The organism is Erysipelothrix tonsillarum DSM 14972 (assembly GCF_000373785.1).
Lineage (GTDB): Bacteria > Bacillota_I > Bacilli_A > Erysipelotrichales > Erysipelotrichaceae > Erysipelothrix > Erysipelothrix tonsillarum.
Map to the genome: position 1 here is coordinate 439782 of NZ_KB892377.1, position 15173 is coordinate 454954.

The window sequence follows — 15173 nt, forward strand, 5'->3', positions numbered from 1 at the left end:
ATATTAAAAGGTGTTCCCGGTGCACGTTCTTTCGTGAACGTCGTGCAACCTTCCCTTGACAACAATTATCAAGGACGTGTACGGGTAACGTCAGAAGATGGGCTCGATAGCATCGACTACCATGTTACTTATGTTGTTGCTGAACCCGTTTTTGATGAGACGCGTTTAACGTTGGATCGCTTAGAGGGAAGTACCCAAGAGACAATCAAGGTGACAACACAAAGCTTTTTAGAGGATGGTACATTAATTGCGCCTTCATTGGTCGATGTAACCTATGATATCCAAGGGTCTGTAAAAGATGGAATCAAGATTCAATCAGGGAATATTTACTTACATGAAGCAGGAACGTATACAATCAAAGCGAAAGCATCCTATGGAGGTGCTATTTATGAAAGCAATACGGTAACACTTATTGTTAAAGAAAATGAAAAAGTCGAACCCATTAAAGCATTCAAACCGATTGTGATACGTACCAATCGAAGTCATGAAATTGAATTACCAAAGACGGTTACTGCTCAATATGAGACATTGTTTGATCGCGAAGTTCCTGTAACGTGGAAAGCATTTGATCAAGCACTCCTTGATCAATATGGTACATTCGAAGTCAAAGGAAAAGTTCAAGGTACAGAAATAGAAGCCATTGCGAAGGTTATTGTTGAAGGTTATCTGGGGGTCGAACAATTTAGTCTTGTAACACCTCAAGATAAGTCCTTTACACTCCCTTTAAAAGCTAAAGCCTATCATAATACGGGACGTATTGACGAATTTAATATCGAATGGGAATCCTTTGATGCTGAACATTTAAAAACACCGGGAACGTATACGCTAAAAGGTATGGTTGAAACAGCGAATGCAGTAACAACCTTAACCGTACGTGTAAGTGGAGAATATCAAAAAGGCGATAATATCGCGAAAATGTGGACAGGTTCGGAGTTGCCTGCAGCGATTGCATCGTTTACGAATGATGGCTCTGGATCGAATGACCGCATAAACGCTATTAATGACGCCGTCATCTCTTATACGAATACGCCGGCAAATCGTTGGACCAATTGGCAAACTCAAAGCCGTGAATCCGATTGGGTCGGTATTATCTTCGCCGATGCCGGAACCATGTCGACGCGATTCGTAGATAATCTTGTCCTCGGATTCTTTGAAGATGATGGCACTGGATATCCGGAATCTTATAAGGTAGAAGTATTAAAAGCTGGCATTAAACCGGAACTGCCAACGAAATTTGGTCATATTAGTCGTGAGGATTCTGTTCTTAATGAGCCAAACAATTGGGTTGAAGTTACAAATCTAAAAGCGAGTTCGTTAGCGTATGAAACCATGAATGAGCTAACCTTTGATGGTGTTGAAACGTATGCGATTCGTATTAATATGACAAAACAAAAACATAAAAAAGGACTTGGTATTACGGAACTCGAAATCTATGATCGCATTGCGAAAGCAAATGATGATTTTGACGTTTCACTCCAAATTGCTGGAAAGGCAGTTACTGCCTTTGAATCCACAACGGATTACATCCATGAACTCAAGTCTAATGATATTCCACAAATTAAACTTGAAGTATCGAATAATGCAAGTGTCACACAAGTGCCTACCGAGAATGGAATTAATTTTATAGTAAAAGCGGAGGATGGTATTAAGACGAAGACTTACACTGTGAGTTTTGATGCCAAAATCAAGGATGCTCGAAATACTCTCATAAAAGCGATAGACCAGGCCAAAAATATTGAAATCGAACGTTATGAAGGTAAGGGTGTGAAAGCAATGCAATCGGAGATTATTAAAGCACAAAAAGCAGTTGCTGACTTAAATCATGATGCTGATGCTTTGATGAATTTCGTTGAATCTTTGACTTCAAAAATAAATGATCTTGTTGCACTTGAAGTAAATGTCGGGCAAGGTCGAAAAGACTTACAGGCACTCATTGAAATTGCGCACAGCATTGATCGTATCCTTTATACAGAAGAAAGTTTAGATCATTTTGATAAACAGCTTGCATTTGCAACAGCTACCTATAACGATGAAACTTCATCAATTGCTGTCATCAATCATGTGATTAAGAACTTACGTGAAGCGATTTTCAGTTTGGAATACCGCGATCAATCGGTTAAAGGACCTCTCGATACTATTGTTATGAATTCATCACTACAAGTAGATTTATCGGAAGTTGTTACAGAGGCAGACTTTATTCAAGCACTCAATATTCAAAATCCAGATAATATTCCGTATGAAATTCAAACAAATTTCATGGATATTGTGGACCCGAATACGACGGGAACCTATGGGGTAACGGTTCGTTTAACGCAATTGAGTCGGGCTCGATCGATGATGCGTTCAAATCCCTATATTAAAGAGTTTAAAGTAGATGTAGTTGTTGTCAATCCAACTGTAGAACCAGGAACGCCAGGGAAACCTGATGTTCCCACGGATTTAGAACCAACAAATAATGTACCAAATGAAACGATTACTCATGAAGAACCTACAACCACTCCAACCGCAGAGACACCATTACCTGCGGCCGGGGTAAGTACACGTAATGTTACGGCACTTATCATCTTGGGTGCTATGATGTGCTTAGTGGGTCTTAAAAAGAGCGATAAGAAACGAAAATAATGACAAAGAACTCATAAATATGAGTTCTTTTCCTTTTAAAGGTAAATAACGTGTGTTTTTGTTGTAAAATAAGGTATAATAAGTGCTACGTTGAAAAATTTAATAGAAAAATGGAGTTTTTATGAATAGACTAATTGAGGCAATTTATTTTACGCAAACCCCTTTTGTCCTGTATTCTCGCGTGCATATTTTAATGCTCGTTCTTGTGGGGGGATGTATTGGAATTTTAGTAAAAAAACGTGATGAAATTGCAGCTGGGGAATACGCATACCTGCGTTGGGTATTTCTTGGGCTGTATGGAATCCAACAAATTTTACTTTACAGTTGGTATGGAATGAATCACCAATTTAATGTTAATGATGCATTGCCACTATATCCTTGTCGCTTATTACAGTTGGCTACAATGCTGTTGCTTATAACGAAGCAAGAACGTATTTACGAAGTTCTCGCTTTGCTAGGAATTCCAGCTGCAGTGACGGCTCTTATTATGGCAGATACAAGTGGATTCGGATTTCCGAATGCAATGTTCATCCAGTTCTTTACCGGACATTGTTTGATGATTCTAGTACCGCTTTATATGAAATTTCGTTATCATTTTACGATTCAAGAAAATGGTACTACGGATGTAATTAAGATGGTAGGCGTTTATTTTATAGTTGTGAGTTTTGTTAATCATTTAATTCATACTAATTATGGATATGTATCTGCACCACCGCTTGCACTGGGTTTCTTATCAGGTGTTCCAAGTATCATCTATACGTGTGGGTATTTCATGATTTATGTTGGAATTGTATTAATGGGTAGTAAAATCGCAACGCATCAACACTTAGAAGAACCCGTCCTTAATATTGAGTAGAACATCGCTGATGTTCTTTTTTTGTGCAGAAAATGAAATCATTCACAAAAGAGCACGACTAGGAGGTGATTTTTACTGCTGAGTACAATGCGACAAGAAAGAAGATAAATTTAGAGAAGATTTCATTAAAAAAACATCGTAAAATAAGAGAAAATTACGAATGGAGTATTTATGCGGAAATTATTAGTAGGGCTTGTGTTTTTAATGTTTTTAAATGGTTGTGGATCCCCGGATATTTATAAACAAGAGGGAGAGCTTGAAGTAGTCGTCACCACGACGATGTTACGGGACATGGTTCAATTGATTGGCGGTGAACGGCTCCATGTTACCGGGATGATTCAGGAGGGGGTTGATCCGCATCTTTACATACCAAAGCCGAGTGATATTCGAAGTTTGGCGAATGCTGATATTATTGTGTATAATGGAGTTCATTTAGAAGCAAAACTTGAAGACGTATTGGTAAAAATGCGAGATAAAACGGTCATTAAGGCAGAGGACGGAATTGAGCCGAATCAATTGATTATGGATGAACAACAAGGCGGGATTGATCCTCATATATGGTTTGACTTGGACATTTGGCGTGATGTATCCGAACATATAGCAAACCAGTTGAGTTACAAAGATCCTGATTTTGCATCGTTATATGAGAAAAATCAACAGGCTTATGCATTAGCACTGGAAAAACTTGAGGAGGATCTTCACACACAAATTGAAACGATTCCAAAAGAACAACGTGTCTTGGTTACGGCTCATGATGCATTCGCGTATTTGGGTCGCACTTTTGATATTGAAGTTAAAGCCATCCAAGGAATCTCTACGCAAACTGAAGCGGGGATTTCAGATATTAAATCTTTGGCGGAATTTATTGCGGAATATCAAATTCCTGCTGTTTTTATGGAAGCGTCAATTCCAGAGAAGACAATGACTGCGTTGCGTGAGGGTGTTGAACAGTTGGGATTTCAGACTGATGTAGGTGGGCAACTCTATTCAGACACGCTTAAACCTCATAATAGTTTTATCGAAACTTACCGTTATAATATCGAGACGATGGTTCGAGGCTTAACAAAGAAATAAAATATTTTAGAGGCTATTTGCGTAGAAAAAAGTAGACATGATTATTGTGTCTACTTTTTTTGTTTATCATATTTAATTAAATTACTATAGCTTACGATCTGAAATAAAGGCAAGCACGACCATTGCGATTGCATTTATACCTAAAACATTGATTGCGAAGACCATACTTGTACGATCAGCAATGGTTCCAATGATTTGAGGGGTTATAATACCACCAATTGCAGCACATGTAAGAAGTAGTGCAAGGCGTTTTTGATTTCCAATAACATATTGCGATGTATTCGCAATACTTGTTGGATAGATACCTGCAAGACACAATCCAAGTGCAAGAATGGATATGGTAATAATTGTAGGATTCATTGTTGATACCAGACCAAAGAAGGATAAGGCAGCACCAATTGTATAAATCAGTACAAGTTTAGTACCTTTAACTTTTTGTGAAATGACCGCAGTAATTAAACGACCAATCATAATCATAATCCAAGTAAGAGAAACAAGACTTGCTGCAAACGTATCGGATAGTATATTCATACTCTTCAAGTAGGTCATAAACCAACCATTGATGGTACTCTCAAGTCCTAAATAGAAGAATAATACAAATGCTACTGCAAAGAAAGCAAAATCCAGTTTTTTGGTTGAAGCTTCAATCGGTGTATCTTGTTGACCGTGTAAATCAAGATCCATTGTCATATAATTTAACCAAGATATTGTAGTAACAGCGGTTAAAAATAAGATTAGCTGATTAAAATCAAAACCGATATTTTTTAAACCAACAATAATAAAGGAAGCAAGCCCAGCACCAATTGCAAATACAGTATGAAGCATATTCATATCACGTGATTTATTATCGCTGAGATCATTAACGATAGCGTTACTCAAAATACTTACCGATCCTCGACCAATTCCCATAAGGATAAATCCAAGCCATAAGATTTTGCGTATCGAGTCGGCAAAGATTACGATGGATAAGAAACTTAAAGGCACTAATGCCGCTAAGATTCCAATTGCAATCTTATTTCCAAAACGCTCTGAAACAAAGGGACTGATAAAGTTTGCAAGCAAATTTCCTAAAGCAAACATCGATAACAGTGTTCCAGCATCACTATACGATAAATTCAAATTTGTTATCAAATCCGGCATAATCGCACCAATGCTTAAAATAAAGATACCGCTTAAGAAGAAACTAAAGTAGGTTCTTAAGATTGTTTTATTTTTCATATATTTATTCTTTCCTCCAGTAATTCATCCATAAAATAAGGATGATAACACTAACCATTCTAATTAAGTAAACCGGTTTTGTCAAACAAAGGTACCAAGAATGAATGACTTCGTCTTTGGTAGCGGTTTCTTCTATGATTTGACACGTTTTTGTAAATCTTTTCGCTTAAGAAATGATTTTTTTTTAGTGCTTTTGCTTGCAAGGACCGCACGGCTCGCTCATAATTATAGAATAAGGAGGTTGTTTATGATACCTATTACAATTATTTCTGGTTTTTTAGGTGCTGGGAAAACAACATTTATCAATCGAATTCTTAAAGAAACGCAAGAAGATACACTCGGTCTGATTATTAACGAGGTTGGTTCGGTTAATCTTGATAAAGCATTTATCCAATATAATCAAAATAATATTTTTGAAATCAATAGCGCATGTCTTTGTTGTGTTGATGATCGGGAATTGGAACTTGCAATTATGAATTTACGACGTCAGTTTATCGATCAAAATATGACACTCAAGTCTATCATTATTGAGACGAGTGGACTTGCTGAGGTAAATCCTTTGATTCAAACCATTCTTAAATCAGAGGCGGTTCAAAAATATTTTTATCTAAACAGTATCATTACTTTGGTGGATGCAGTGAATGCGGATCATGCACTTGAACATTATCGGGAAACGCTTGAGCAAGTTGCTTTTGCAGATCGTATTTTTATTACAAAAACAGATCAGGTTCCCTATGGCTTATTGGGAAAACTTAAAGCAATCAATCCACTGGCACCTGTCTCAATCTTAAAGCCAGAGACTTCATATATTTATCTTTTAAATGAGGATCGGTTTGATGCAACGCATACAGGGTATGAATCTTTAACGGATTCTGTAACGCATCAAGAAAACCAAACGACGCATCATCATCGTCACTCCCATATGGACACCTTGACGCTGCATGCGAAGCAACCTCTGGCATTCTCAGAATTTAAAGAATGGTTGGTGGCTCTAGTGGATACAATGGGTCATGATCTATTACGGTATAAAGGGATTTTACGGGTTGAAGGGCTTGATGAGACAATTATTGTTCAAGGGGTAGCAAGTACCTTTATGATTGATTACGGTCCTCAACCGATTTCTTTAGAAAGTCATTTTGTCATCATCGGTCGCAATATCGATGTCAAGGCTTTGACAACATCATTTGAAGCACTGGAACGTGCAAAGGAGTCATAAATATGTTTTTAGTTAAAATTATGCAATACGAACGTCAACATACAATTGGGGTGTTTGAACAGGAAGCAAATGCCATCGCTTTTGTAGAGTCAATTCCCGAAATTACAATTGAGCGCTATCATATTGATGGTGTTGAAGAACCGTTTATTGACTATTCGCTTGATCGCGAAGCTTTGGCAGATTATACCGAAGTCCTTTATAAAGGAAAGCGTGTTCCATTAACCAAACATATGTTTGTACCACAAGAGCGTATCTCTGTATTTATAATTCCGATTATATTTATGGATGATGATACGCAGGGATTGGTTGACGATGCCACACAAGTAGATGCATACATTGTCGCAAATCATGAAGTGGAAGATTATATTCAAAAACGAGAATACCTGGCGAATGCTATTATGCAGGAAGCAACATCACGCGGATTCCGCAATGTTGAACGGGCTTATGCTGGTTCAGAGGATGGTGAAGCCATTGTAGCCATCGATACGAGTGGAAACAGTCGTTTCTTAACACATTTAGATGCAGGATTGGTCGATCAGTTTGAGTTTAATAATGATGAATTACTTCATAAAATTTTCGAAGATACATTTAATTAAGAAGCTTAGGCTTCTTTTTTTTATACAATGACAAATATGTGAAAAATTTGACATAAAACACTGTGCATACAATAATGGGCTTAGGAGGGTTGATGAATGAAGAAAAATAGAGTGCTAATGGTTTTAGCGTTAGTATGTTCTTTATTTATAGGTTCTATCAAAATAGATGCACAGGAAGCTGAAAATGCAGTACATTCCGAACCATCTATCATTCAAGAAGATCAAACATCGAAGCCCGATGAACATGATACTTCAAAAGCGGTTTTTCTTAATGAGAGGAGTAATGAAACGGAAGATGCGAGTTCGCATCAAGATTCAAACGAATCCATTATGGAAGATGGCAAACACGAGGAAGTCTTGACAACTTCGGAAAAGGATACGGATGAACCGCCATCACTGTTGCAAGGCCAACACAATTCAAAATTGGATGCTGAAAAAATTAAAAGCAAATATAGTTTCAAAAAAGACCGCGATATGCCTTTAATTCCAGAAAACACTGTTCAAGGCGTAGAGTTAGAAGGTTTTCAAGCGCAAATAGATTGGAGTATTTCCAATGAAACTGCAGCACAACTTAAGGTGGGTGATTATTTTGAATTTAAATTACCCATTGAGGTGATAGTGCCCAGTGCGAGTCTCGGTGTTGTTGACTTTCAAATGGATATTAAAATGGATGACGGTCAAATTGTAACCGAGACGGTTGGCTATTACGAAACACTAAAAGGGGCCAAGGGTAATTATATCGGTCGCATTGTCTTTACAAAAAGTTTTACTGCTTCGGAAGTTAAAGGAGAATTTGGATTCTCAGCTCAAATTAATAAGGATGCTTTAAATGGATTGGGTTCCAATATTCTAACGTTTCCGGATTCAGAGGATACGGAGTTAACTGTAATCTTAGATTCCGAGTATGAAAAATTGATTGACAAGTCGGGTGAAATCAATGCGGTGTTTGGAAAACAGGCAACGTGGAATCTTGATTTGAATAAACAACAAAAATTACGTAACGTTGTCAGTGTTAAGGATACACTTCCTGATCACATGGAATACGTGGGTGCGAAAATATTCAAATTGGAAACGGATTATCTTGGTAAGGTTACCAAAGTGGGTTCTGAAATTGAACCCATGTCACAGGAATGGAATGATCTCGAACTTGTTATTACGAATCCTTCCGGCGCTGTTGAAATAACAATGAAAAATTTGGATCAAGCACTTCGCATTGTTCTCGTTACACAATTTGAAGGAAATTATAAACCTCAATCTGGTAGTAATATACCGGTACATAATAAAGTTGAAGTCGATTTTGATGGCGATAAGGACGATAGTGAGTCCAAATTGACGACGTTTTATCCAAAGATGGTTGATAAAGCAGTGGGTGGATATAATCCTAGTGATCACATTATTGAATGGCGCGTCACCTTTAATCGAGCAAAGGTAACATTAACGGATCCTAAGCTGCTGGATGTGTTGTCTCCAGAGCATGAATACGTTGAAGGATCCATGCTGACTTCTACAGGTCAAAATGTTACGGTAACATCGAATAAAGATCCCATGGGTGAGAAATTGGATATAACCATTGTAGGCACTGTCGATCAAGAGTTAACTTTAACGTATAAAACCAAGATAAAAGAAGGGATTATTATTGACCACGATTTAATTTTAAATAATACAGTAAAGTATGGTGACGATACTGCGCAAAGCTATTTTTCAATTCGTCAAGAGTATCTTGATAAATTCTCGATTGGTGTTGACTATGAAAATAAGCGCATTGGCTGGACCATCCAAGTCAATAAAGAATCACATGATATTACCGATGTCGTAATTCATGATAAGATTCCAGACCAAATGCGGTTTTTGAAAGAATCTTTAAAACTGATTAATAATGCGGGGCAATTGCTCACACTAGATAAAGACTATTTCTTAGACTATACAGAAGGAGATGATACGTTTACGATTCGATTATCGGATAGCCAGAATAAAAACGTGAAGATTATCTATCAGACCGAATTCCATCCCACAAGCAAGGATGCAAAGTTTGGCGGACAATCTAAGGGACAAGATTTTTATAAAAATAAAGCTACCATTGATTGGAAGGAAAATGGTAAAGATTTCCACACTGAAGGGGAGGCAATCCAAGTGGTGCGCCCCGAAGTGAATAACAGTGGAAGTAAAAAAGGGACTTATGACCCCTTAACGAAAGAAATCACATGGCGTGTCGTTTTAAACTATGCGAAACATGAACTTCGTGATGCATCCTTTTATGATGTCATCTTAGAAGGTCAAAAGTATGTACCGGAATCAATGATCATTTCTAGTTATACTTTAGACAATAAGGGAGATCCAGTTCCCGGTGAACCGATGACCGATAAACAAAAAGATGATGCGTTTATTAGTTGGCGTCCGGATTTGGATAAGGACTATCTCAACATTAAGTTTAAAAACAGCACTGAAAATGTTCGTTATATTGTGGAATATAAAACCAGTATTGATGGAGATATTATTTTAGAATCATACATCAATCGTGCAGTTTTTAGAAATGAAGATGATAGTTTTATTTTAGAAGATACTGTTAAAATACCTCATGGAGGGCATTTGGTAAGTAAAAATGGGGTGCGCGAAGGTATTGTCTTGAAATGGGATGTTCTTCTGAATCAATCACAATCAACAATATACAATGCGAAAATCATTGATAAGCCCTCAACAAATCAAGTTCTCGATCGTGATAGTTTCAAACTTTATAAAGCGAGAATAACCGAAGATCCTAAAGGGAAAGTTACGTTTGAGAAGGGTCCTGTGTTTGAGGATGATGCCTATGAGCTCACGTTCAGTCATGAAGGGGCTCAAGAAACCTTTGAAATTAAATTCAAGGCACCACTAACAGAAGCAATCTACCTGGATTATGAAAGTATAGCGAGTCCAAGTACGCAAGGTAGTGAAGATGCAACGAATACAATCCAATTGATAGGTGATAATATCATTGAGTCAGAGCATGATAACGAGGAAAATCATAGTATCGAATTGGGCGGATTGTGGGGAAGCGGTACTGGCGAAACCGGCTCAATACAGATAAAGAAAACAGATCCGGACGGTAACCTTTTAGAAGGTGCCGAATTTATCCTTGTTGACAAGAATAACGTGGAATGGCGTAAAGGAACTACGGACGCACAAGGTCATCTTGAGTTTGCTCGATTACCTTATTTAGAATTCAAACTGATTGAAACCAAGGCACCAAAAGGATTTTCCATTGCCAATGAACTAAAAACAGGCATTACCATTCAAGTAAGCAATGAGAACCAAGGTGTTTATGATGTCCATGCGATCAATCGCGGTCGCCATCTGGAAATTCTAAAGCTTGATCAAAACAATAAACCGCTTGCTGGAGTCACGTTTGAGCTCATCGATCATGATGGAAACATCTTAAGTGCTCAAACGAACGAAAGTGGCGTAATTATTTACGAGTCCTTGCCATTGGGTACTTATACTTTAAAAGAGACTCAAACTTTAGAAGGACTCATTCTGGATACTACAGAACACGTTGTCACAATTGAAGAAGATGCAAATCAAAATCAAACGGGTACCTTTTATTACGAACTTGTGAACTATAAAGGACGTGTCGAAATTCTTAAAACGGATGCTGACGCGAAGCCTTTGGCGGGTGCAAAATTTGGCGTTTACCAGTCTGATGATACACTCGTCATTGATAATCTTGTAACAGATGCCTCTGGAATCGCCTGTTACGATCAACTACAACCAGGCAAGTATTATCTTAAAGAATTAGAAGCTCCAGACGGATATGAACTTGATGCAACACCGGTGCCGTTTGAAATCGTGGACGCGGTGGCAGGTGAACCGGAATGGATTCATCTTAATATGAAAAATAAACTAACTCCGTTGTTACCTGAACCTGAACCAACGCCCGAACCGGGACCAGAAATTGAACCAACACCCGAACCGGGACCAGAAATCGAACCAAAGCCGGAACCTGGACCAGAAATCCAACCAACACCGGAACCTGAAATAAAACCAAAGCCGGAATCCGGGATCAAAGAGACTCCTAACACGGAATCTAAAACTACTGAAACGGATCAAAAAGGATTATTACCAGTTACAGGAATGACACCCCATGCACAACGATATGGTGTGCTCCTTATTGGTATGGGGGCGGTTATCATAGACATAATAAAACAGCGGAAACACAACCGTAAATAAGAAACTTAAGTATAAAAAAACCTCATTCTAAGAATGAGGTTTTTATTATTGGAAGAAACGTTCACCTGCACGAATACCCTGTTTCGTGAGCTCAAACCCACCTATCATCCAAATTTTTGTATAGCCTAATGATTCAAGGTATTGAAGGCTTTCTAAAACTTCTTTTGGAGATACTGAGAGGATTTCGGCGATGTCATCAATAATGGAACTGTTGAAATTAGATACGGTACGTGAACAATCATTTCGATCACATCGTGTTTGATATAACTGATAAAGTTGTTGTAAAACATTAAGATGATGTTGTTCCATGTAATCACTCCTTTTACATATTATAACATGTTAAGGAGATAGGTCATGACTGTTGACTTGTGGAGGTGGTGAATCTAAAATTGAAGAAGAAAGAAGGGCTACTATGAGAGGGATTATTATTGATGAAATTGGGCAAATAGAGGATGCATTGGAGTCAACGGCCATTGACGCTTATTCACTTCAAAATGTTGGAGATGAGGAAATGATTCTGCATCTTTTTCAACACCATGGCATTAATATGGGAGTGGATGATGTTCGGATGGATGATTTTGAAAAAGGGGTACAATTTTATCAAAATCAAGGACATGACGTTACGATTCGCAATTCGGGCGGTCGATCAATTGTAGCGGATGAAGGAGTTCTCAATATGTCCTTGATTTTTAATTCTGATGCAACAATGGATGATAACTATGAGTATTATGGTGATTTTATTCGAGCGGCGTTACGCCCAATCGCATCCCATATCGACATCTTTAAAATTGATGGCGCATACTGTCCAGGGGACACGGATATGAGTATTGACGGTAAGAAGTTTTGTGGTACGGCGCAACGACGTTCTGGGAAGCGGGTTTCGATGGTCTGCTATCTTAGCGTTTGCGGTAATCAACAAATCCGTGGGGAACTTGTTCGAGACTTTTATGCGCAATGTCGTGGCAATGTTGTGCATGTTGATCCGACCAAAATGGAGTCTTTAGATATTTTGACGGGCTATGAACTTTCGCCACGCTATATTGGTGATTTACTCATTCATGAACTTAGGAACCGATGTGACGCGATTGAGGAAGTTCATAAACAGGATTTGGATGAACAAGGGTTTATCGAAGCTAAACGTCGTACCGTGTTGCATAATCAAAGATTGCTTTCGAAACTGTAGAATTGATGTATAATGAATTAAGAGGTGGCTTATGAAAAAATTTATCAATGTCCTATTAGGTTTATTCATCGTCTGTACGTCCGTTGTACTTGTGGGTGGACTTATGACACAATCACAAGTCCGTAATATTGGAACGCTCTTTCCACCGACGTTTGTTGAGGTGGAAACACAAATCGAACATTACCTGGATCCCATTAGGGAGGTTGTTCCAGTAGAAAAACAAGCTCAGTTTGATGCTTTACAAGAAAAAGTTGTTCAGGATCCCCAATTTCAAGATATTACCGAATCATTAGCTACAAGCGCGCTTAACGATATTGTTACAGGCGGTAGCAGTATTGATGAAGCTGCTTTAAAAGCCGATGTTCAAACATATATCGAATCTTATGGGTCTGAAATTGAAACGCTCAGCGATGGACAAGTAACATCGGAAACCGTCAGTGCTGTTGTTGAGGAAACATTGAATAATACCGATATTCAAAGCACCTATGAAACAATCATAACGCGGGTTCAGGAAGAATTGTCCCCCCGCCAAACGAAGATACTAGGTGCTGTAGATTGGTTTACCCAAAACAGTCAAAAAATTATTATCGGTATGTCCGTCTTGTTAGGGATTGCATTGATCTTGGTGCTTGTCTTAAATCCAGGGTGGCATTGGACAAGGGTTTATGGTCATATTGCGGTATTTTGTTCCCTTATCATGCTCTTGGGATTTTTGGCTTCACCGTTTATAATGACGGCGATTCAAAATAAAGTTGGCGTCGATATTCCTATTAAAAATAATCCGTTTAAATGGTATTTATGGACGGGAGTGGGTGTTCTGGTATCGAGTGTTATCTTTAAATTAATGAGTCGACTAGAATCTTAAATCAATAGATATCGTAAATTAAAAGCAAACGTGACAAACATGTTTGCTTTTTTTATGTATTCATCAAATTACCCCGAAAATAGTGGTCTTTCAAGGGTAGAACAGATAAATATCATCCTATCTTCATTTTCTTATTTACAGGAATTTTATTTGGAGTGAATGAAGGCAAAAGAAAATATAGAGACAAGATAAATAGAAACATAACGTTATACTTATCTCAATATTAAGCAACGTGCATAAACGTGGCAAAGTACTCGATACAGAGATTTATAAATGATCTGCTCATAGTTTTTAAAAAATAAAACCTCATCCATTTTGGTTCGGATAAGGTTTTTATTTTTTATTTAACGTCTGCTTTGGTTTGCCAGATCACCATACTTATCATTTTTTCTTTAGAACTTTAATTTTTTGTACGAAATAATCAGGTAAGGGAATTTCAAATTGCATCAATTTCAGTGATTGCGGATGAATAAACTCAAGTTTTGTTGCACATAAGTACTGACCACTTTGATCTGTATCATCTGGATGACCGTATTGCGGATCACCATGTAAGGGAATTCCTATGTGTTGTGCGTGAACACGAATTTGATGTGTTCTTCCGGTTTCTAGAGAACATTGAACCAAACTTCCTTTATCATAAATTTCGAGAACTTCAAAATGGGTGCGAGCCGGTTTACTTTTATCTTGTCCGACAGTCATACGTTTTGAATCCTTTTTATCGGGGCCAATTGGAGCATCTACGGTAAGCGGTGAGGTATTCAAGGTATTATGAACGAGTGCGTAGTAGGTGCGATTCATGGTTTTATCAAGGAGCTGGTCTGCTAAAAACTGGTGGGTTTTATCCTCTTTTGCAATGACGAGCAAACCTGAAGTATTGCGATCAATTCGATGTACGAGGCCTGGACGAACATAGTGGTTCGAATTTTTGTTTAAGTAATCAACCAAACCATGCAATAAGGTGTAGGATTTGACACCTTTAGCAGGATGTACCACAAGTCCACGTGGTTTATTAATGACGATGAGCCACTGATCTTCATATATGATATCTAAATCCATCGGAATGGGGGGGATATCAAGCGGTTTAATTTGATAAGGTGATGCGGTAATGCAATCGTTTAATTTAACTTTGTAATGCGGTTTAATGGCTTTGTTGTTACACAAAACTAAGCCATCTTTAATCATGATGGTAATTTTACTGCGTGATAGATCAAGGTGATCATTTAAAAAATGATCGATTCGTTTACCTTGTGTTTTTTGATTAATAATCCATGATTCCATAATGACTCCTCAATTTTTTACTTGGCCATTATATCACGGGTATTCTCGAGATAAAAGTGGTG

The 15173-nt window shown here is 37.9% G+C and carries 11 protein-coding genes; 8 read left to right on the forward strand and 3 right to left on the reverse strand.

The window, feature by feature from the left end:
- Positions 1-33: 33 nt before the first annotated feature.
- The 3 genes from B096_RS10145 to B096_RS0102035 all read left to right on the forward strand — a co-directional run bounded on the left by B096_RS10145 (position 34) and on the right by B096_RS0102035 (position 4552).
- Positions 34-2622 (forward strand): Ig-like domain-containing protein, encoded by a 2589-nt coding sequence (locus B096_RS10145; RefSeq protein ID WP_018579118.1) that lies wholly within the window; start codon positions 34-36, stop codon positions 2620-2622.
- Positions 2623-2743: 121 nt separating this feature from the next.
- Positions 2744-3478 carry a YwaF family protein gene (locus B096_RS0102030; RefSeq protein WP_018579119.1) on the forward strand — a complete coding sequence of 245 codons (735 nt, stop codon included), beginning with the start codon at positions 2744-2746 and terminating at the stop codon, positions 3476-3478.
- A gap of 171 nt (positions 3479-3649) precedes the next feature.
- On the forward strand, positions 3650-4552 hold the full coding sequence (locus tag B096_RS0102035; protein WP_018579120.1) for a metal ABC transporter solute-binding protein, Zn/Mn family: 903 nt from the start codon (positions 3650-3652) through the stop codon (positions 4550-4552).
- An 84-nt stretch (positions 4553-4636) separates the two neighbouring features.
- On the opposite strand, the gene B096_RS0102040 is transcribed toward B096_RS0102035, so the two are convergent.
- Positions 4637-5770 carry an MFS transporter gene (locus tag B096_RS0102040; RefSeq protein ID WP_018579121.1) on the reverse strand — a complete coding sequence of 378 codons (1134 nt, stop codon included), beginning with the start codon at positions 5768-5770 and terminating at the stop codon, positions 4637-4639.
- A gap of 247 nt (positions 5771-6017) precedes the next feature.
- Here B096_RS0102040 and B096_RS0102045 point away from each other — a divergent pair, with 247 nt between their 5' ends.
- The 3 genes from B096_RS0102045 to B096_RS0102055 all read left to right on the forward strand — a co-directional run bounded on the left by B096_RS0102045 (position 6018) and on the right by B096_RS0102055 (position 11785).
- Positions 6018-6986, forward strand: coding sequence for a CobW family GTP-binding protein (locus tag B096_RS0102045; RefSeq protein WP_018579122.1), 969 nt, complete (start codon positions 6018-6020; stop codon positions 6984-6986).
- Between the two features lie 2 nt (positions 6987-6988).
- Positions 6989-7582, forward strand: coding sequence for a hypothetical protein (locus B096_RS0102050; protein ID WP_018579123.1), 594 nt, complete (start codon positions 6989-6991; stop codon positions 7580-7582).
- A gap of 96 nt (positions 7583-7678) precedes the next feature.
- Positions 7679-11785 carry a SpaA isopeptide-forming pilin-related protein gene (locus tag B096_RS0102055; protein ID WP_018579124.1) on the forward strand — a complete coding sequence of 1369 codons (4107 nt, stop codon included), beginning with the start codon at positions 7679-7681 and terminating at the stop codon, positions 11783-11785.
- 45 nt (positions 11786-11830) lie between these two features.
- Here B096_RS0102055 and B096_RS0102060 read toward each other — a convergent pair whose 3' ends face one another.
- The gene (locus tag B096_RS0102060) at positions 11831-12094 is read right to left on the reverse strand and encodes a helix-turn-helix domain-containing protein (RefSeq protein WP_018579125.1); all 264 of its coding nucleotides are present in this window, start codon (positions 12092-12094) and stop codon (positions 11831-11833) included.
- 103 nt (positions 12095-12197) lie between these two features.
- Between B096_RS0102060 and B096_RS0102065 the strand changes: the two genes are divergently transcribed.
- Positions 12198-12968 carry a lipoyl protein ligase domain-containing protein gene (locus B096_RS0102065; protein ID WP_018579126.1) on the forward strand — a complete coding sequence of 257 codons (771 nt, stop codon included), beginning with the start codon at positions 12198-12200 and terminating at the stop codon, positions 12966-12968.
- A 31-nt stretch (positions 12969-12999) separates the two neighbouring features.
- A complete protein-coding gene (locus B096_RS0102070) occupies positions 13000-13833 on the forward strand; it encodes a hypothetical protein (RefSeq protein WP_018579127.1) in 834 nt (277 codons plus the stop codon).
- Positions 13834-14214: 381 nt separating this feature from the next.
- On the opposite strand, the gene B096_RS0102075 is transcribed toward B096_RS0102070, so the two are convergent.
- Positions 14215-15111, reverse strand: coding sequence for an RluA family pseudouridine synthase (locus tag B096_RS0102075; protein WP_018579128.1), 897 nt, complete (start codon positions 15109-15111; stop codon positions 14215-14217).
- Positions 15112-15173: the final 62 nt, after the last annotated feature.